At 63.2% G+C, this 19,603-nt stretch carries 18 protein-coding genes; 7 read left to right on the top strand and 11 right to left on the bottom strand.

Annotated features, from left to right (window positions below; all coding sequences use genetic code 11):
• Positions 1-394 precede the first annotated feature (394 nt).
• Complete coding sequence (argE, locus tag N436_RS11430) at positions 395-1,555, bottom strand: acetylornithine deacetylase (RefSeq protein ID WP_110741065.1); 1,161 nt, start codon at positions 1,553-1,555, stop codon at positions 395-397.
• Complete coding sequence (locus tag N436_RS11435; RefSeq protein WP_019098373.1) at positions 1,548-2,225, bottom strand: DUF1028 domain-containing protein; 678 nt, start codon at positions 2,223-2,225, stop codon at positions 1,548-1,550. The genes argE and N436_RS11435 overlap by 8 nt, the downstream gene beginning before the upstream one ends.
• On the opposite strand from N436_RS11435, the gene N436_RS11440 reads away from it, so the two are divergent.
• From N436_RS11440 to N436_RS11450, 3 genes are read left to right on the top strand one after another with little or no spacing between them, the layout of a single operon-like run.
• Positions 2,224-2,514 (top strand): hypothetical protein, encoded by a 291-nt coding sequence (locus N436_RS11440; protein WP_110741066.1) that lies wholly within the window; start codon positions 2,224-2,226, stop codon positions 2,512-2,514. The genes N436_RS11435 and N436_RS11440 overlap by 2 nt on opposite strands.
• A 14-nt stretch (positions 2,515-2,528) precedes the next feature.
• On the top strand, positions 2,529-3,848 hold the full coding sequence (locus tag N436_RS11445) for an NAD(P)/FAD-dependent oxidoreductase (RefSeq protein ID WP_110741067.1): 1,320 nt from the start codon (positions 2,529-2,531) through the stop codon (positions 3,846-3,848).
• Positions 3,848-4,264 carry a RidA family protein gene (locus tag N436_RS11450; protein ID WP_016713864.1) on the top strand — a complete coding sequence of 139 codons (417 nt, stop codon included), beginning with the start codon at positions 3,848-3,850 and terminating at the stop codon, positions 4,262-4,264. Before N436_RS11445 ends, N436_RS11450 begins: the two co-directional genes overlap by 1 nt.
• Here N436_RS11450 and N436_RS11455 read toward each other — a convergent pair.
• The 4 genes from N436_RS11455 to N436_RS11470 are packed head-to-tail and all read right to left on the bottom strand — an operon-like array spanning position 4,255 to position 8,034.
• A complete protein-coding gene (locus tag N436_RS11455) occupies positions 4,255-5,082 on the bottom strand; it encodes a sugar phosphate isomerase/epimerase (RefSeq protein WP_110741068.1) in 828 nt (275 codons plus the stop codon). The genes N436_RS11450 and N436_RS11455 overlap by 10 nt on opposite strands.
• Complete coding sequence (locus N436_RS11460; RefSeq protein ID WP_110741069.1) at positions 5,079-5,819, bottom strand: SDR family NAD(P)-dependent oxidoreductase; 741 nt, start codon at positions 5,817-5,819, stop codon at positions 5,079-5,081. The genes N436_RS11455 and N436_RS11460 overlap by 4 nt, the downstream gene beginning before the upstream one ends.
• On the bottom strand, positions 5,816-7,165 hold the full coding sequence (locus N436_RS11465) for an MFS transporter (protein ID WP_110741070.1): 1,350 nt from the start codon (positions 7,163-7,165) through the stop codon (positions 5,816-5,818). The genes N436_RS11460 and N436_RS11465 overlap by 4 nt, the downstream gene beginning before the upstream one ends.
• 41 nt (positions 7,166-7,206) lie before the next feature.
• On the bottom strand, positions 7,207-8,034 hold the full coding sequence (locus N436_RS11470; protein ID WP_105947491.1) for an amidohydrolase: 828 nt from the start codon (positions 8,032-8,034) through the stop codon (positions 7,207-7,209).
• Between the two features lie 147 nt (positions 8,035-8,181).
• On the opposite strand from N436_RS11470, the gene N436_RS11475 reads away from it, so the two are divergent.
• Complete coding sequence (locus N436_RS11475) at positions 8,182-9,117, top strand: LysR family transcriptional regulator (protein WP_105947490.1); 936 nt, start codon at positions 8,182-8,184, stop codon at positions 9,115-9,117.
• A gap of 135 nt (positions 9,118-9,252) precedes the next feature.
• Here the strand turns inward: N436_RS11475 and N436_RS11480 are convergent, their stop codons facing one another.
• From N436_RS11480 to pgm, 4 genes are all read right to left on the bottom strand, one after another.
• Positions 9,253-11,658, bottom strand: a complete 2,406-nt coding sequence (locus N436_RS11480; RefSeq protein ID WP_110741071.1) for a TonB-dependent receptor — start codon at positions 11,656-11,658, stop codon at positions 9,253-9,255.
• 66 nt (positions 11,659-11,724) lie between these two features.
• Positions 11,725-12,669 carry a FecR domain-containing protein gene (locus N436_RS11485; protein ID WP_110741072.1) on the bottom strand — a complete coding sequence of 315 codons (945 nt, stop codon included), beginning with the start codon at positions 12,667-12,669 and terminating at the stop codon, positions 11,725-11,727.
• A complete protein-coding gene (locus N436_RS11490; protein ID WP_110741073.1) occupies positions 12,666-13,178 on the bottom strand; it encodes a sigma-70 family RNA polymerase sigma factor in 513 nt (170 codons plus the stop codon). Before N436_RS11490 ends, N436_RS11485 begins: the two co-directional genes overlap by 4 nt.
• Before the next feature lie 78 nt (positions 13,179-13,256).
• Positions 13,257-14,894: a phosphoglucomutase (alpha-D-glucose-1,6-bisphosphate-dependent) gene (gene pgm / locus N436_RS11495; protein ID WP_016713855.1), complete on the bottom strand. Its 1,638-nt coding sequence runs from the start codon at positions 14,892-14,894 to the stop codon at positions 13,257-13,259.
• A 129-nt stretch (positions 14,895-15,023) separates the two neighbouring features.
• Between pgm and N436_RS11500 the strand changes: the two genes are divergently transcribed.
• From N436_RS11500 to N436_RS11510, 3 genes are all read left to right on the top strand, one after another.
• Positions 15,024-15,671 carry a DUF1345 domain-containing protein gene (locus N436_RS11500; protein ID WP_105947485.1) on the top strand — a complete coding sequence of 216 codons (648 nt, stop codon included), beginning with the start codon at positions 15,024-15,026 and terminating at the stop codon, positions 15,669-15,671.
• A 350-nt stretch (positions 15,672-16,021) separates the two neighbouring features.
• Entirely contained in the window at positions 16,022-16,738 is a 717-nt protein-coding gene (locus N436_RS28940; RefSeq protein WP_371923304.1) for an RHS repeat-associated core domain-containing protein, read from the top strand.
• Positions 16,739-17,062: 324 nt separating this feature from the next.
• The gene (locus N436_RS11510) at positions 17,063-17,323 is read left to right on the top strand and encodes a DUF1652 domain-containing protein (RefSeq protein WP_019098363.1); all 261 of its coding nucleotides are present in this window, start codon (positions 17,063-17,065) and stop codon (positions 17,321-17,323) included.
• Here N436_RS11510 and N436_RS11515 read toward each other — a convergent pair.
• Complete coding sequence (locus N436_RS11515; RefSeq protein WP_105947484.1) at positions 17,320-19,407, bottom strand: bifunctional diguanylate cyclase/phosphodiesterase; 2,088 nt, start codon at positions 19,405-19,407, stop codon at positions 17,320-17,322. The two genes, N436_RS11510 and N436_RS11515, sit on opposite strands and share 4 nt — an antisense overlap.
• Positions 19,408-19,603 lie beyond the last annotated feature (196 nt).

Raw genomic sequence — 19,603 nt, forward strand, 5'->3', positions numbered from 1 at the left:
GCAGGATAAGGGGCGCGCGGGGCACACGGTGGCGAAAGTGTTCACTCTCTCATACGTGGTCACAGCTGATTTAGCTGATGCCTACAGGGACTTCACGCCGATACCGTGCGGATCACTCTCCCACGCGGGTGTGCGGACACACACCAGTGCTGGCTACGATCTCTGTCCCGCGCGCACAAACCCTAACAAAGCAAAAGGCGGCTGGCCCTATCGGGCCAGCCGCCTTTTCTTTTTCAAAATGTCAGCGCTGCGCAGATCTGAAGCCGTACATCTCAAGTTTGCTGCGCGACAGCGCAGCCCGGAAGGGCTGGGTGATCTCCCACAGGTATTGCACAGACATTGAGACTGGTGGGGTCCTGTGGGAGCGGGCGAGCCCGCGAAGAAGTCAGCACAGTTAATCCTGCTTTAGGTAATCCACCAGCTTGAGCAACATCGCATCACACCCCTGCAACTGCTCGACACTGACAAACTCATCCGGCTTGTGCCCCTGGTCCATGCTGCCGGGCCCGCACACCACGGTCGGAATACCCGCCTGGTCGAACAACCCGCCTTCGGTACCAAACGCCACCGTGCCGAATTCATCGGTACCACTGAGCAACGCCACCAGCTGCGCCGCCTCACTGTCGGCAGGTGTCGCCAGCCCCGGGTAGGCGCTCAGCGGCGCCAGGCGAATATCACTGGCCGCATTGACCTTGCGCATACGTGGCAGCAACTCGGCTTCTGCATAGGACTGCAACTGGTCGGCCACTGCCTGCGCCTCAAACCCCGGCAAGGCCCGCACTTCGAAGTCGAACTCGCACTCCGCCGGCACGATGTTCAGTGCCCTGCCCCCTTTGATCACCCCGGTCTGCACCGTGGAGAACGGTGGGTCGAAGCGCTCGTCGTGATGCTGTGGCAAGGCCAAGGCGTCACCGATGTCACCCAGTTTGCCAATCAGCTTCGCCGCATACTCGATGGCATTCACGCCATAGGGCGCATAGGCCGAGTGGCAGGCCGCGCCATGGACTTGGCAGCGCATCGCCAACTTGCCCTTGTGCCCCAGCACCGGCTTGAGCTCGGTGGGCTCACCAATGAGGCACAGGCGCGGCTTGTGCGGGCGCTGTTCCAATGCGGCCAGCATCGAGCGTACACCCAGGCAGCCCACTTCCTCGTCATAGGAGAATGCCAGGTGCACCGGCATGCGCAGAGGTTGAGCGAGGAACGCGGGCACGGCGGCCAGCACCGAAGCGATGAAGCCTTTCATGTCGGCCGTGCCACGGCCATACAGGCGCCCGTCACGTTCGCTCAGGGCAAACGGCTCGACGGTCCAGGCCTGGCCATCCACCGGGACCACATCGGTGTGCCCCGATAGCACCACACCGCCAACATTTTGTGGGCCGATGGTGGCGAACAGGTTGGCCTTGGTGCCCTCCGGGTTGTGAAACAGCTCGCACTCCACCCCCAGCTCGGCCAGGTAATCGCGGATAAAGCCGATCAACTCAAGGTTGGAGTCCCGGCTGACCGTAGCAAAGCCGATCAGCCGGGCCAGCAGCGCGCGGCTGGCAAATTCACTCATCGCCCGGCACCCCATAGCTGGGTGCAGCGGTCGGGTTGAGGGCACGGGTGACGTAATCCTGCATCTGTGGGCGGTAGGCCTGCCAAAGGCCGTCGAGCACGCCGATCGGGTCGGTATCAGCCCAGTCCACGCGCAGGTCCACCAATGGCCAGGTCAGCTCGCCGGCGATCTTCAACGCCGCCGAGTGCACCGGCCCGGCTTCACCACCTGCAGCCATCGCCGCGTGCATGGCTGCCAGCAAGCGGTCTGCCAGGTGGCCGCCAGCCTGCTCGAACGCCACGACCATCGCTTCGATCACCTGGGTCGAGGACAACAGGTTACCCGCCGCCGCGCACTGTTCACCCGCCACGGCGTTGTGCGTGCCCAATGCCTCGCGCCCGGTAAACAGCGCCACCTGCCCTTGGCTGTCGATCACGGTAACCTGGCGGTACTCGCTCCAGCCATTGGCGCTGAGCACCCGGTCCAGCGCGGCGGCGGGGGGCAACTGGCCCTGTTCAAGGGCATCGAGAATCTGCGGGCCCAGCGCTGGCAAGGTGATGTTCTGGGTGGAAACGGCGCCAACACCGGCACGTACCCAAGGGCAACGGGCCCCCACGGCAATGCTCGACGAACTGATGGCGATGCCGACCTGGCCGGTTTCCTGGCAGCGGCCAATGATGGAGAAGGTCATGGTAATGCTCCTGTTGTCCTGTGCGATGCAGGGCATTCTGGGCGCAACCTTCCAGCCCACGAAACCAACATTTTCCTGTGCCTTGAGCAGGAAAAAACTAAGCCTGCAAAACCGCTTGAAAAACAGCACAAAATCGCCTCTCAGGCACGCTGCAGACCAGGTAAATCAGGGCCTTCGCCGTTTTATCGGCAAGCACCAGCTAAATACTATTTTCGCCATTTGCATCGCATCCCTAGTCTGGCCCCAGGCAACGGCGGTCCTCCAAACCGACCTGACAAAAACCGCCTGAACAAGGGCTCGGACATGACACTGAACAACCTCGAAATCGACACCCTCGTCGTCGGCGCCGGCCAGGCCGGCGTGGCCATGAGCGAACACCTGAACAAGCTTGGCGTGCCGCACCTGGTGCTGGAGCGCAACCGCATCGCCGAAGCGTGGCGCACTGGCCGCTGGGACTCGCTGGTCGCCAACGGCCCGGTCTGGCACGACCGCTTCCCGGGCCTGGCATTCAACCTCGACGCCGACGCCTTCGCCGGCAAGGACCAGGTGGCTGACTACTTCGAGCAGTACGTACGCAAGTACAACCTGCCCGTGCGCACCGGTATTGAAGTGAAGCGTGTAGTGCGCAACAGCGACCGCCCGGGCTTTACCATCGAAACCAATGAAGGCGTGATTCGCGCCAACCGTGTGGTTGCGGCAACCGGCCCGTTCCAGAAGCCGGTGATCCCCGCCATTGCGCCAAAGGACAGCAAACTGCACCAGATCCATTCCGCCGCCTACTACAACCCTCAGCAACTGCCGGAAGGCGCAGTGCTGGTGGTAGGTGCCGGCTCCTCTGGCGTGCAGATCGCCGAAGAGCTGATGCGTGCGGGCCGCCAGGTGTACCTGTCGGTCGGCGCCCACGACCGCCCGCCGCGTGCCTACCGCAACCGCGACTTCTGCTGGTGGCTGGGCGTGCTGGGTGAGTGGGACGCAGAAATCGCCAAGCCTGGCCGCGAGCACGTGACCATCGCCGTCAGCGGCGCCCGTGGCGGCCACACCGTGGACTTCCGTGCCCTCGCTCATCAAGGCATGACCCTGGTCGGCCTGACCCAGTCGTTCGAAAACGGCGTGGCGCGCTTCCAGGACAACCTGGTCGAGAACATCAACCGTGGTGACGAAAACTACCTGGCCCTGCTGGATGCCGCCGATGCCTACATCGAACGCAACGGCCTGGACCTGCCGCAAGAGCCCGAAGCCCGCCAGCGCCTCGCCGACCCGGAATGCATGGTCAACCCGCTGCAGCAGCTGGACCTGGCCAAAGCCGGTGTCAGCAGCATCATCTGGGCCACCGGTTACGGTGTGGATTTCAGCTGGCTGCAGGTGGACACCTTCGATGCCAACGGCAAACCCCAGCACCAGCGTGGCGTAGCCCGTGAGCCCGGCGTGTACTTCCTGGGCCTGCCGTGGCTGTCGCGCCGTGGCTCGTCGTTCATCTGGGGCGTGTGGCACGACGCCAAGCACGTCGCCGGCCACATCGCCACGCAACGCACCTACCTGGCCTACCGCGACCGCGAACAGCGCGACGCGGATGAGCAGCAAGACAACACGATCAGCAACGTCAGCACCTTCGGAGCCCACTGATGCCTACCCACACTCGCATCCGCATGTTCAACACCAAGGAAACCTACCCCAACCAGACCCTGGACAACGACCTGTGCCAGGCCGTGCGGGCCGGTAACACCATTTATGTGCGCGGCCAGGTCGGCACCGACTTCGAAGGCAAGCTGGTGGGCCTGGGTGACCCGCGCGCACAGACCGAGCAGGCGATGAAAAACGTCAAGCAACTGCTTGAAGAAGCCGGCTCGGACCTGTCGCACATCGTCAAGACCACCACCTACATCACCGACCCGCGCTTCCGCGAGCCGGTGTACAAGGAGGTAGGCAAGTGGCTGAAGGGTGTGTTCCCGATCTCCACCGGGTTGGTGGTGGCCGGGTTGGCCCAGGCCGAATGGCTGATGGAGATCGACGTGATCGCCGTGGTGCCGGATCAGGCGTGACCGGCGCCCTGCACGGCAGGTAACCCACGCCTGTCGTGCAACCAGGCGTGGGTTGCCTGTGCCGCCGCTTGCAACCGCTTTGTTGCGGGCAAGCCGGCGGACGGCACCTCCACGCTGACGCACAGGTCACCGGGCAACGCCGTGAGCAACTGCGCCAGCGGCAGTTGCCCCTCCCCCGGCAACAGGCGGCCCTCACGCGCTTCCTGAATGATCAGATCGTCCGCAGGCGCCAGCAGCGGTGCATCGCACAATTGCACGGCCCGCAGCAGGTGTGGGTTGACCCGCATGATGTCCGCCACCTGGCCACCCGAGCGGAACAGGTGCAAGGCATCGACCAGCACACCTCCGTTGTCCTGCCCCGCCCCCATCACCACCGCGCACGCCTGTTGCAAGGTTGCCACCGGCCGCCAGCGCATGAACTCCAGGTCTACCCGCAGGCCGTGGCCACGCGCCAGTTCGCACAGCGCTGCAAAGTTGCCGGTCAGCCGTGCAACATCCCGGTCGTCCCCCGACACCGTCAGGCTCGTCGCCCCCAGTTCGGCACCGGCGGCCAACAGCGCCTGGTAATCGGCAACCCGGGTTTGCGCCGTCAGCGAGACGAACTCGATGTCCGTCACACGCACGCCTTCCCCTGCCATCACTGCCCGCAGCTCACGCATGGCCTCGCTACCGGCCGCAACCGGATAAGCCTGCGCCCCCGGCATCACCGGGTGCAGGCGCAGGCCCACGGCACTGAAGCCAGCGCGCCGCGCCTCGCGCACCAGACTCACTGGCGCCAGCTCCAGCGCCGTCAGGTGCGCCACGCCCAGGCCATTCAATAGGTCGCCCTCCCACCACTGAGGTCGAACACGAAGCCGGTGGTAAAGCTGCACTCGGGGCCGGCGATCCAGCTGACCATGTTGGCAATCTCCTCGGCCTTGAGGAAGCGCCCCATGGGGATCTTGGCCTTGCTCGCGGCAATGTGCTCCGCTGTCATTTCGGCCATCAGCGGTGTCTCGACCATGGCCGGTGCCACACAGTTGAGCAGCACGCCGTCCTGCGCCAGCTCCTTGGCCGCCGCCTTGGTGAAGGCGATGACCCCGGCCTTGGCTGCCGAATAGGCCGAGATGTACTGCACGCCATCCTTGCCGGCCATGGAGGCAATGTTGACGATGCGTCCGTAGCGGTTTTCACGCATGTGCGGGATGGCGGTGCGGCAGCAATAGAACACGCCGTTCAGGTCGATGGCGATGACTTTGTCCCAGGCCTCTGGCGGGTACTCCCACGACGCCACCACCGGGCCGTTGATGCCGGCATTGTTGACCAGGATCTGCACCTGCCCCAGGCGCGTCAGCGTCTCGGCGAACGCTGCCTCTACCGAGGCCAGCGATGACACATCCACCGCCTGGCGCAGCACCGGCTCAAAGCCATTTTCAAGGCTGTTCCAGCCATCGACAGCGAGGTCCCAGATCACCACCTGGGCGCCGGCTGCATGCAGGCGCTGGGCGATCGCCAGGCCGATGCCACGCATGCCGCCGGTGACGATTGCGGTCTGGCCTTGCAGGTACTGGCTCATTGTTTTGCTCCATTTTCGACAGTTGGAATTTCCGGCAAGCGACGCAGGTCGCTGACCATGAACAGGTAGCACAGCGCCCCCAGCACGGTGATCGACGACACGAACGCCAAAGCCCAGACAAACGAGCCGGTGAGCGAAACGATGATGCCGATGGTCAAGGGGGTGACGATGCCCGCCGCATTGGCGAACAGGTTGAACAGGCCGCCACTGAGGCCCAGCAGGCCTTTCGGGGCGATATCGGAAACGATCATCCAGGCCAGTGCAGACATCCCTTGGGCGAAGTAGGCGATGCACAGAATGGTGATCACCAGTGCATCCGACTCGACGTAGTTGGCCAAAACAATCACCGAAGCGGTGAGCAGCCCGGCGATCACCGGCAGCTTGCGCGCCACGTTCAGCGAGTAGCCACGGCGCAGCAAGGCGTCGGATAGCCAGCCGCCGACCAGCGTACCCAGCGAGGCGGCAATGAACGGCAGCACCGCTACCCAGCCGACCTTGAGCCAGGGCATATGCCGCTCGGTCACCAGGTAAGTGGGGAACCAGGTGAGGAAGAACACGTTGGTGGAGTTGCAGGCGAACTGCCCCAGGCAGATGCCCAGCATGTTGCGGTGCTTGAGCAGCGCCGGAATCTGCGACCAGCGGAACACCGTGGCTTTCTGCCCGCCATCGACCACTCCGCCGCCGGCGGCAATGTAGTCCAGTTCGGCCTGGTTGGCCGTGGTGGACTGGTGCGGCTCATGGTATTTGCGCCACCACACCAGGCCATAGAGGATCCCCATCAGGCCCACGGCCATCAGCAGAAAGCGCCAGCCATAGGCATGCAGCACCCAGAACAGCAACGGCGTCAGGAACGCCAGGCCGGTGTACTCGGCAAAGGTGTAGATACCCGTTGCCCTGGCCCGCTCGCTCTGTGGAAACCAGGTGGCCACTACCCGGCTGTTGGTAGGGAAGCACGGTGCTTCGGTCACTCCCACCAGAAAGCGCATGCCCAGCAAAGACAGAAAGCCCTGCGCCAGCCCTTGCAGGCCGGTGAACAGCGACCACAGGGTCAGCGCCAGCCAGTAGGTGAGTTTGGTGCCCAACCGGTCGATTAGGATGCCACCTGGGATCTGCGCGGCAGCGTAGGTCCACGAGAAGGCGGAAAAGATCACCCCCATCATCGCTGCGTTCAAGCCCAGGTCGGCACTGATGCTGGGCGCTGCAATGCCCATCACGCTGCGGTCGAGGTAGTTGATCATGGTGCCGCCGGAGATCAGCGCCAGGATCATGAAGCGGGTGCGGGTGCGTTGCTGCGCGCGCGCCGGGGTGTCGAACACCCCAAGGCTGGCGTTCTGTTCAGTGTTCATGACGGTTGCTCTCTTGTTATTGGAATGGCAAAACCCGGGTTCTAGGCAAACCCGAACAGACGGCGGGGTGTGTCCCACATCACTGCACGGCGCATGCGGGCATCCGCCAGCAGGCATTCGGCCAGTTTCAGCAACGGGCCGTAGTCCACCCGCGAGCGCTGGCGAATGAACGGCCAGTCCGAACCCCATACGCAGGCCTCGGGGCCAAAGGCTTCGAGCAGGGCGTGGACGTAGGCACTGCTCTGCTCCAGCAAGGCATCGGCGGCGGCAAACTTCTGCATACCCGACAGTTTCACGCTGGCCCGGCCACTGTCGGCCAGCCGCAGCAAGGCCTGGAAGCCAGCTTGCTGCACCCCGGCGGCTACATCCGGGCGGCCACAGTGATCGATCAACAGACGCGCCCGGGAGCCTTGCAGCAGGCCATGCAGGTCCAGCAACTGGTCTTCGCACACCTGCACCTGGGCGAACAGGCCAAGCTCGGCGACCTTGCCGAGCAACCCGTCAACGTTCTTGAGGCTGGCCACCCCGTACAACGCGGGGTTGAAGGCGATACCGACCACCCCTTGCGCCTGCAGCGCAGCCAGCGCATCGAGAGGGATACTTGCCTCGACCACCGCCACGCCCTTGAACCGCCCTTGCCCGGTGGCCAAGGCGTGCAGCAGGCAGCGGTTGTCGGTGTGGTAGCCGCTGTTGGGGCCGACGAGCAAGGCATGCTGTACACCGTAGGCGTCCATCACCCGGGTGAACTGCTCCTGGGTCGCCACCTCCTGGCCAGAGGGCGCATAGGGTGCGTCGGGGTGGTAAGGGAAACGGGCGGGGTCAAACAAATGGTTATGGCAATCGATCTTCGGTTCGTCAAAGATGTTCACGCAGCACTCCCGGCAAGCACCGCTGCGCTTGCCTACAGATCTTGTTATTGTTCGCCGCAAGGGCGATTTGGCTGGGTTCAAGATACTGCGTGGCCGGGTTTGACGCTCATACCCAGATGGCGAAGACCATAACCGAAGGTAATAGACATGCTGCTTGGCAACGAAGGCGCAGACGCTAGCCCCATGGTGTTCAAACTGCGGCACATGGAAGTGTTCCGTGCGGTGATGCTGACCGGCTCGATCAGCGCGGCGGCCAAGCTGCTGTACGTGTCGCAGCCGGCCGTGAGCAAGCTGATCCAATACATCGAGGGGCGTCTGGCTTATCGCCTGTTCGAGCGCATCAACAACCGCCTGGTGCCCACCGCCGAGGCGCAGGTGCTGTTCCGTGAGGTCGAGCGGGTGTACCAGGCGGCGCTGGAGGTGAATGAATGTGCGCTGTCATTGGGTGCCGGCGGCCACCGCAAGCTGCGTATCTCTTGCAGCGCCTCGCTGTCGACGGTGGTCATCCCGATTGCCCTGGCGCAGCTCAAGCGCGAGGCGCCTTCGCTGGACATCGAGTGGCAAACCTCGCTGATGGGCGAAATGCCCAACCAGATCCTGTCGAAAAAGGTCGACCTGTCGATTGCCGCCCTGCCCGTGGTGCACGATCACCTGCATTCGCAGGCCTTCATGCGCGGGCGCATGGTGGTGGTGATGCCACCCGACCACGCCTTGGCCGGGCATGGCTCACTGACCTTGCAGCAGCTGGAAGGCCACCCGCTGCTGCTGTTCAGGCCCGACATGCCGTTTGGCAAACTGCTGGCCGGGCACATCGAGCGGCGCGGGCTGCAATTGAAATCACTGTTGTCGTTCACCAACGCCAACGAAGCAGTGGCCTTGGTGAAGCAAGGCATGGGCATCAGCGTGATCGACGAATTCGTGGCGCAGGACAGTGGGTTGGCGGTAGTGCCGCTGGCCGATGAAATTCACTTTGATATCAGCTTTGTCTATTCGCGGTTCGAGCCGCCGTCGCATGCGGCGATGCACCTGATGCGGGTGTTGCAGGGGCAGGCGCAGAAGCTGGGGCGGACGATTGGAGGGTGAGGCCATTGGGGCTGCTGCGCAGCCCATCGCCGGCAAGCCAGCTCCCACAGGGACCGCGCATGGTTTGAGGTCGGCGCGGTCGGAGTGGGAGCTGGCTTGCCGGCGATGGGCCGCACAGCGGCCCCGCATTTTGAGCTAGAAACCGACTGTGGCCGACAACAGGTAGGTACGCGGCGTGGATAGGGTCAACCCCGGCTCACTGTCATCCGAAGCCCCCGCCGAGCTCCAGTAACGATCATCCAGCACATTCTCGACACTGGCCCGCAAGGTAACCTCGGTAGCATCCACCTTGAAGGCATAGCGCGCGCCCAGGTCGTAACGCTCCCAGCCATCGATCTGCTTGCTGTTGTTCTGGTCCAGGTACTGCGAGCTGGAATGAATGCCCCGCGCCATCAGGGTCAGCCCGTTCACACCGGGCACGTCCCATTCGGCGCCGAGGTTGACGTTGTACTCGGGCGTGGCCGGCGCGCGGTTGCCATCGTAGGCACCACCCACGGTATCGGTCAGCTCGCTGTCGATGTACATGACCCCACCCAGCACCCGCACGCCTTGCACCGGTTCGCCGAACACGCTCAGCTCTATACCACGGTTGTCACGCTTGCCATTGGGCCCGAACACCCGCGAGGTGGCGTTGGTCTCGTAGGCCGGCTGGCGAATGCGGAAGGCGCTGGCCGTGAACGCAACCTGGCCCAGGTCGTACTTGGCCCCTACCTCAACCTGCCGGCTGGTGAACGGCGGGAAAATCTGGTCTTCGTTGATCGACGTCGACGGCGCGATCTTGCCCTGGCTCAGGCCTTCCATGTAGTTGGCGTACAACGACAGCTGGTCGGTGACCTTGAGCAGCACGCCGCCCGAAGGCGAGACCTTTTCTTCGTCGTAGGCAGTCTCGCCTTTGACGCCGTCGCTCCAGTCATCCACCTGCACCCGCTGCCAGCGCGCGCCCAGGGTCAACAGCAGGCGGTCGTCGAAAAAACCGAGGGTGTCGGCCAGGGCTACACCGGAGAAGCGGTTTTCTGTGTAGACCTCGGGGTCGATGCGGGTGGGTGTGCCCGGGGTCGGGGTCGCTACCGGGTTGTAGAGGTTGCTGGGCGCCGAAGCATAGCGGGCGCCGCCGTTGGTGAAGTCCATGTAGAAGTAGGTGGCGGCCAGGTTCAACTCGTGGCTGACCGGCCCGGTGTGAAACCAGTTGCGAAGGCCGCCCATGGCGGTACGCACCGACTCGTCCCGGGTGAAGTCACGCGGCTGCACGGTGAAGTCGCCGGCATCGTTGGTGATGGACACGTTGTGCCGCAGGAAATCATGGTTGCTTTCACGCGCACCGACCGCGCCATAGGCCAGCAGCGACTCACTGACGTCGTATTCGGCATGCAACGCACCAAAGGTGTCGTTGGTGCGCGCCTTGCTCCAGGCCTGGGCATAGTTGTGGCGAACATCATTGGCATCCGGCACCCTGGCGTTGGCGCCGATCAGCACGCGCTCCTGCGGTGCATCCGTGTCACGCTCGGTGTGGCCTAGGTCTGCCGACAGGCGCAGGCGCTCGCCGCGAAAATCCAGGCCCAGCACCGCCATTTCGCGATCGACACGTTGGTGGTCCCATTCGGTATCGCCGGCCTGCTTCACAGCATTCAAACGCACGCCGAACTGCTGGCCTTCGCCAAAACGCCGGCCAACATCCACCGCGCCCCCTGCCTGGCCAGCCGACGCATAGCTGCCGGTAAACTCGGTGATCGGCTTGTCTGTGGCCCGCTTGGGCTGCACGTTGATACCGCCACCCACGCTGCCACGCGGCGAAATGCCGTTGATCAACTGGCTGGGGCCTTTGATGATATCGACCCGGTCGGCCATTTCCATGTCGATCGAGTAAGTCGGTAAGATACCGTACAGGCCGTTGTAGGCCACATCACTGTTGAACAGGCTGAAACCGCGAATGGTGAATTGCTCGAAACGCCCGCCCGCCGGGTTGGTGGCGCGCACCGACGGGTCGGTGGCGATCAGTTCGCCCAAGGTCCGCGCTTGCTGGTTCTTGACCAGTTCGCTGGTGTAACTGGTGATGCTGAACGGGGTTTCCATGAAATCGCGCGAGCCCAGCAGGCCCTGCGTGCCCTGACGTGCCACCTGGCCACCGGCGTACGGCTGCGCTTCGTTGCTTGCTGCCAGTCCGCCGACGATGCTGGTCGGAGCGATCTCCAGAGCGCCACCGGACTCGGGTGCCGGCACCAGGGTGAAGGCACCCTCACCTACCGGCAGCAACTGCAGGCCGCTGCCACGCAGCAGTTGCATGAAGCCTTCTTCGACACTGTAGCTACCTGACAGGCCGCTGCTCTGCCGACCCTGGACCAGCGCAGGGTCCAGTGAAAGGCTGACACCGGCCTGGTCGGCAAAGCGGGTCAGTACGGCGCCCAGACTCGCGGCCGGCACCTCATAGGCACGCCGCGCCGGCTCATCGGCCCAGGCGGGCGCAGACAGCAACAGGCTCATGGCGAACAACGGACGCACTGCGCGCGCCAGCGGGCGCAGGCGGCAAGACATTACTGCAGACATTGAACAAGGCTCCCCTTTGTTTTCTTCTACCGGTAATGACCGGTGAATGAAAAAAAGGGGACAGCCTCACGCACGATTTTCTCGTGCGCCCAGGCTCACCCAGTAACGCGTGCGTGTTTGCACCTGTAAAGGCAGGCTGGCGGCCAGCAAGGCCAGCACCCGGTCGGTGTCGTCAAGGCGGAAGGTGCCGGTCACGCGCAGGCGCTCCAGTTCCGGGGCCCAGCGCAACACGCCAGGGCGGTATCGGCGCAGCTCATGCAGCAGTTCGCCCAACGGGCGGTCATCCAGACGCAGCACGCCTTCGCGCCAGCCCAGTCGCCATTCATCCAGGCCTGTCACCGGGCCGACGCCGGCCACGTGCAGGTTGGCCTGCTGCCCGGCTTGCAGAGCCTGTGCCGGGCCACGCAGCGGCTGCAGGCTGGCTACACCTTCGACGATCGATACCCGGCAAGCCTGATCGATCAGCCGCAGGCATACCTCACCGCCACCGAATGCTACCTGGCCATATGGCACCTGCAACGTCAGGCTCAGGTTAGCGGGCACCTTGATCGCCACTTCGCCGCGCAGCAATGTCAGGCGGCGAGCCCCCAGGTCGATATCCACTGCACTGTCGGTGTTCAGCTGCACGGAGGTGCCATCGCTCAATAGCACCTGCCGACGTTCGCCAACCGAGGTGTGCATGTCGGCAGTCCAGGCATCCAGAGGCAGCTCACGGCTGACCAGCCAGGCTGTCGGCAACAGCGCGGCGATACCCAAGGCTTGCTTGAGCAGCGCGCGGCGGCCGGCGTCCGGGCGGTCCAGGGTGGCCATGGCCAGCGCACCGGGTAGCGCGGTAAAACGCTGGCGCAACAATGATGCCTTTTGCCAGGCGTCCTCATGCAGGCTGCTGCTGGCCCGCCATTGTGCCAGGCGCAGCAAGTCGGTCTCGCTGGCGTCGCCAGAGTCCAGCAGCGCCAGCCAGCGGGCGGCAGCACGTACAGCTTCGCGGGTTTCGGGGGAATGGGGGGTCATTGCAATTCGGCCAACAGGCAATGTTCGTATGCCTGCGCCATGTAGCGTTTCACCGAGCGCTCGCAAACGCCCAGGCGCTTGCCGATTTCGGCGTAACCCACGCCTTCGAGCTGGCTCCAGAGAAAGGCCTTGCGCACCGGTGCCTTCAGGCCATCGAGCAATTCGTCGAGTGCTTGCAGGGTTTCCAGCAATATCCAGCGTTTTTCTGGCGAGGGCACATGCTGCTCGGGCAAGGTGGCCAAGGCATCGAGATAAGCCTGTTCCAGGCTACGTCGCTGGTGGAAGTTGCTCAGCAGGCGCTTGCCGACTGTCAGCAGATAAGCCCTTGGCTCACGTATGTCTGCCAATGGCTGGGCACTGGTGAGTACCCGCAGAAAAGTATCCTGGCTGAGATCGGCGGCATCCCAGGCATTGCCCAGGCGCCGGCGTAGCCAGGTTTCGAGCCAGCCGCGATGCTCCCGGTACAGGGCAGGCAGGCTAGGCTCTGGTGGCGGCGCGGCGTCGATCATGGGAATGGCCCTGCGGCGGCGTAAATAGGATTAATTCTAATTTACGTTACGCCGCAGTACCAAGCGGTTTGTTACCGGTCAGGCAATCGCTGCATCCACCAGCACCTGCGCTTCCTGCACCAGGCGCTGCAGGTGCGCCTCGTCGATGAAGCTTTCGGCGTAGATCTTGTAGATGTCCTCGGTGCCCGACGGCCGTGCGGCAAACCAGCCATTGGCGGTCATCACCTTCAACCCGCCAATCGCCTGGCCATTGCCCGGCGCGTGGCTGAGGATCTGCACGATAGGCTCACCGGCCAGTTCGGTCGACTTGACCTGCTCCGGTGCCAGCTTGCTCAGCAACGCCTTCTGCCGCGCATCGGCCTTGGCTTCGACCCGGGTAGCGTACGGCTTGCCCAAGGCTTCGGTCAGGTCCGCGTAGGCCTGGCTCGGGTTACGGCCGGTGCGGGCGGTCATCTCGGCAGCCAGCAAGGCCGGGATCAGCCCGTCCTTGTCGGTGGCCCAGACCGAACCATCGCGGCGCAGGAACGACGCACCGGCACTTTCTTCGCCACCAAAGCCCAGCGAGCCGTCGAACAGCCCTTGGGCAAAGAACTTGAAGCCCACCGGCACTTCGTACAGCTCACGGCCCAGACGCTGGGTAACGCGGTCGATCAGGCCGCTGGACACCACGGTTTTGCCAACGGCTGCATCGCTGCGCCATTGCGGGCGGTGGCGGTACAGGTAGTCGATGGCCACGGCCAGGTAGTTGTTCGGTTGCAGCAGGCCGTCCGGGGTTACGATGCCGTGGCGGTCGTGGTCCGGGTCGCAGGCGAAGGCCACATCAAAGCGCTCGCGCAGGCCGATCAGGCCCTGCATGGCGTATGGCGAGGACGGGTCCATGCGGATCTGGCCGTCCCAGTCGACGGTCATGAAGCGGAAGGTGGGGTCTACCTCGGTGTTCACCACTTCCAGGTCCAGCTTGTAGTGTTCGGCAATGGCCGACCAGTAGCGCACCCCTGCCCCGCCCAGCGGGTCGACGCCCAGGCGCAGTTTGGCACCACGGATGACATCGAAGTCGATGACGTTTTCCAGGTCCGCCACATAGCTGCTCACGTAATCGTGGCGCTGGGTGGTCGGGGCCTGCAGCGCCTGGGCATGGTCCATGCGCTTGACGCCTGCCAGGTTCGCTGCCAGCAGTTCGTTGGCCTTGGCCTCGACCCACTTGGTCACATCGCTGTCGGCCGGGCCGCCATTGGGCGGGTTGTACTTGAAGCCACCGCTTTGCGGCGGGTTGTGCGACGGGGTGATGACGATGCCGTCGGCCAGGCCCTGCTGGCGGCCACGGTTGTGGCAGAGGATGGCGTGGGACACAGCCGGCGTGGGCGTGTATTCGTCGTCCTTCGACAACCTGACTTGCACGCCGTTGGCCGCCAGCACTTCCAGCGCGCTGGCCGTGGCCGGGGCCGACAGGGCGTGGGTGTCGGCGCCGATGAACAGCGGGCCATCGATGCCCTTTTCCTGGCGGTACAGGCAGATGGCCTGGGTGATGGCCAGCACGTGGTATTCGTTGAAACTCAATTCAAGCGAAGTGCCCCGGTGCCCCGAGGTGCCGAAGGCCACCCGCTGGGCCGCCACGGCAGCGTCTGGGCGGCCGGTGTAATAGGCGGTGAGCAGCCGGGGAATATCGACCAGCACGCTGGCCGGAGCCGGCTTGCCTGCCAAAGGACTGAGCGTCATGCAAAAACCTCGAGTTCAACAGATGTTGGTGTTGGAACGTGCAGTGTACTGAGAGTTGCAAGGGTGTGCGATGGGTGCCAGCAAAGAACAAGCTAGAGTAGAGACCATACCCACAGTGAATGAGGCCCCATGGCTTTCCACCGCCTGACCCGTACCCACCCTCGCCTGAGCTTCGCCGCAGCGGCAGGCCTGATTGGTGCCTGGCTGATCCCTGCCGGTGACGCCGTGCAACACATCCTCGCTGGCTGGAACCTGGGCGTGTGGCTGTACCTGGCGCTGGTGCTGTACCTGAGCTGGGGCGCCAGCCCGGAAAAGGTCCGCAAGGTTGCCCGCGTCGAAGACGAAAACGCAGGCTTGGTCCTGCTCACCGTGTGCATTTCCGCCATCGCCAGCCTCGCCGCAGTCACCCTGCAACTGGTGTCCAGCCGGGGGCTGCAAGGCGCAGACCTGGCCCTGCACTACCTCTACACCGGCCTGACCGTGGCCGGTTCCTGGCTGCTGATTGGTTGCATCTTCAGCCTGCATTACGCCCGGCTGTTCTATACCGGGCAGAATCACGAGCCACCGCTGCGCTTCGCCGATGGCGAGCGCAACCCGGACTATTGGGACTTTCACTACTTCTCGTTCACCATCAGCGTGGCGGTGCAAACGTCAGATGTGGGGGTTGCCGGCAGGCGGCTACGGCGGATCGTGCTGGCGCATTCCATTGTGGGCTTCGTGTTCAACACGGCTATTTTAGGTTTCACTATCAACATTGCTGCCGGGCTCCTCGGTTGAGCCACTATCACCAATACCCTTACCTGCATAGCTAATATTTCTACCAGTAGACCCGATGAAAAAATCGGCTTACTTTTCTTGCGACGCAAATAATTACAGCACATGAATACGGCCGACTTCCCATGGACAAAAACAGATATTTTTACAAAAACGGGATGTTGGTTACTGAAACAGGCACTTCATCGAAGCAGTATTTACGTGCACGCGGAGTAACCTTCGGCCAGAGAAATTCGGGCTCCACCGCATGGCACCTGCCACACTGTGATAGTGCGACGACTGTGCTAGGCTTCTCGCCTGCACCCTCAAGATGCAGATACTCAGCCTATGGTTTTCGAGAAGCGAACGCGAATATGCCTGCCCTCGGTTTTACTGGCCAGCGCCTCGAAAAGGTCACTGGATGCTACCCTTTGGGCAACGGGCATCGGTTCTATTCGCCATTGCTGATGCGCTTCATTCAGGCAGATGCGTTATCACCGTTTTCCGCTGGCGGAACGAACGCATACGCTTACTGCCAGAACGACCCCATCAATCGCCACGATCCAAGCGGACGATTCTTCGAGTGGCTTAGGCAACGTGTATCCAGATTAAACCGCCGGCTTTCTCCGCAAACGCCGCCGCCATCCAGACGAAGCTCATTGAGCCAACAAGACACCACCATAGACATAGGCACGCCAACACCGCCGCCATCCAGACGAAACTCATTGACCCCAGAGCCAACACCCCAGATCGACAGGCTCGGCCAGGCCGCACTCGATTACACATACCATGTAATCGATAATGCTGTGGATGACTTGATGCGCGTCCCAAGCCGCATTGCACGGCAATGGGACAGGCTTCCGCGACCAGTCCGATCGGCGATTACATTCATTGCCTATGGGCCACGATTTAACCAGCGCCAAGAAGACGTCCAAGTAGGGATTTTCTATGGCGGACGTTTTCTTCCTGCCCCTACTGCAGCGACGGACGTATCAGGCGATATAAGAACTGGCTCCTTTGTGCCTGTATCACCAGTCGCCTTCCATACTCGCAACCCGATAACCGAACAACCTCGCGCCTCGCGCAATTAACCTGTACTGAATATTTTTATTCCCGGTGAACCCATTCACACAGAGTCACTACGACCGTTTGTCTGAAAGGCAGTAGTAATAATGTCGAGCACAGCGATCGGACCTCAAGGACATGCCCGCTCCGATTGTCCGAGGAACACGTTTGCCATGGGGACATCGGAGAAGCTGCCTCCATGGCAAGAGTGTGACCGCTGTCATGCATTGGCACATTTGTCGTATTTGCAACCGAGAATCACGCGTGGCAGCTGCTATGTTTACATTCCCGGCAGCCGCATCGATGTGGCCATCCGCTCATCACGTCCAGGCACGGACAAGGAGGCAGGCATGAACAAGATGACGTTCCCCAACGCCTGCCAGGTGATGCGCTGGCATTTCCACCCGCTGGGCTTCGAGGCCATCATGGATGCGCCACGCAGCATGGTCGCACGGCTCTTCGACCGCGCCACCGGCGAAACGCTACTGGCCATAGCCGGTATCCCCTGCACAGCCGTCATGGCTGCCGCCGACGTTGAACGCATCATCGAAGCCGTCGAGGCGGAGATGGACGCGTTCATACCCAGCTTCACCTTGCGCGACGCGGTTTAACCCGCCGCCGCGTCCTGCTGACGCAATGCCTGCAACTTGCTCATGAACTGTTCGGCGGGCACTGGCTGGCCCAGCAGGTAGCCTTGCAGCGAATCACACCCCAGGCGGGTCAGGAAGTCTTGCTGCTTGTCGGTCTCCACCCCTTCGGCAACGATGCGTAGGCCCAGCGCCTGGCCCAGGGCGACGATAGCCGAAACAATCGCCGCATCGTCACTGTCCTGCTCCAGGTCACGCACGAAGCCACGGTCGATTTTCAGTTCATTGGCCGGCAGGCGCTTGAGGTACATCAGGCTGGAGTAGCCGGTGCCAAAGTCATCGATGGACAGGTCCACCCCCATGTCGGACAGGCGTTGCAGCACGGTCAAGCTGGCATCGGCGTCGTGCATGGCGGTGGTTTCGGTGATTTCCAGGGTCAGGCAGTTGGCCGGCAGGCCGTTCTGTTGCAGGGCCCGGGCCACGCTCTCGACCAGCCCGGCATGGCAGAACTGGATGGCCGACAGGTTCACGGCCATGCGCCAGCCTTGATGCCCTTGGTCCAGCCACTGGCGCATCTGCCGGCAGGCTTCGTCCAGCACCCACTCGCCGATAGGAATGATCAGGCCGGTTTTCTCTGCCAGGCCAATGAAACGGTCAGGCAGCAGTAGCCCTTGTTGCGGGTGCTCCCAGCGCAGCAAGGCCTCGGCACCGATCGGCTGACAGGCCTGGGCGTCGAACTTGGGCTGGTAGTGCAACCGGAACTGGCGCTGCTCCAGCGCCTGGCGCAGGTCCTGCAGCAGTTGCAGTTGCTGGCGGGCGTTGCTGTTCATCGACACGTCGAAGAAGCTGTAGCCGTTCTTGCCGGCGCTTTTGGCGTGGTACATGGCGGCGTCGGCATTGCGCAGCAGCTCGTGCTGGTCCTGGCCGTTGCCCGGATACAGGACAATGCCCAGGCTCGCCGACAGTTGCAGGTCGTGTTCGGCCACGCGGAATGGCCGCGACACCAGGTTGACCTGCTTGACCGCCACGTCCATGGCATCGTTCGGCTCCTGCAATTCCACCAGCAGCACGAACTCGTCACCGCCGATGCGCGCCAACGTGTCCTGGCTGTGCAAGTGGCCGCGCAGCCGCCCCGCCACGGCCTTGAGCAGCAGGTCGCCAATGTGGTGACCAAAGGCATCATTGACCGGTTTGAAACCGTCCAGGTCAATGAACATCAGGGCAAAACAGCCGCCCTGCTCCGCCACCTTGGCAATGGCCTGCTCGATGCGGTCGGCCAGCAAGGTGCGGTTTGGCAGATCGGTCAGGGTATCGTGCAGGGCCAGCTGGGTCAGCTCCTGGTTGGCCAGGGTCAGCGAACGGGCCAGCTCGGCGGTGCGCGCCTCCAGGCGCGCGTCCAGCACCGAGGTGAGCAAGGCCACGGCCAACACCGCCAAGGTAGTGATCAACACCAGGTAAACCAGGCTGTCGCCCTGCAACCCACCTGCCAGTGCACCGCAGAAACTGCCTTCGGGGAAGTTCGCCGCCGCCATGCCGGTGTAGTGCATGCCGACGATGGCAAACCCCATCACCACGGCCGCCAGCCCGCGGATCTGCCGCACGTAGGGGGTGTGTTTGCGCAGACGGAAGGCGATCCACAACGCCGCCGCAGACGCACCCACGGCAATCAGCAGCGAGGCGCCAAACAGCGTCGGGTCATAGTCGATGCCCGGCAGCATGCGCAGCGCGGCCATGCCGGTGTAGTGCATGCAGGCGATGCCGGCGCCCATGATCAGCGCGCCGAAGCCCAGTTGCAGGCACGGCAGGCTCGGCTGGCTCACCAGCCACAGGGCAAAGCCCGAGGACAGCACGGCGATCAGCAGCGAGAACGCGGTAAGCGCCAGGTCATAACCCAGGTCGACAGGCAGGCTGAAGGCGAGCATGCCGATAAAGTGCATCGACCACACGCCGATGCCCATGGCCAACGCGCCGCCCCCCATCCACAAGTAGGCAGCCCGGCCCTTGGCCGTGGCGATGCGGCCGGTCAGGTCAAGGGCGGTATAAGACGCCAGAATCGCCACGCACAGCGAAATCAGCACCAGCGAAGAGGAGTAGCTACCGGTCAGCATTGGGAGTTCCAGCGACGGGACAGGGGGCCCGGCAAAAGCTGACGATTGTACTCAAGCTTAAGCGAAACGCACGGGGTTTTTGCGAATGGGAATGGATCCAATACACCCCTAAGGGAGCAACTGTCTTGCTCAAAATCTGAAAGCTTGCGCGATCACTGTGGGAGCGGGCATGCCCGCGAACACGGGCGAAGCCCGT

The sequence above is a fragment of the Pseudomonas sp. RV120224-01b genome (genome assembly GCF_003208145.1).
Lineage (GTDB): Bacteria > Pseudomonadota > Gammaproteobacteria > Pseudomonadales > Pseudomonadaceae > Aquipseudomonas > Aquipseudomonas monteilii.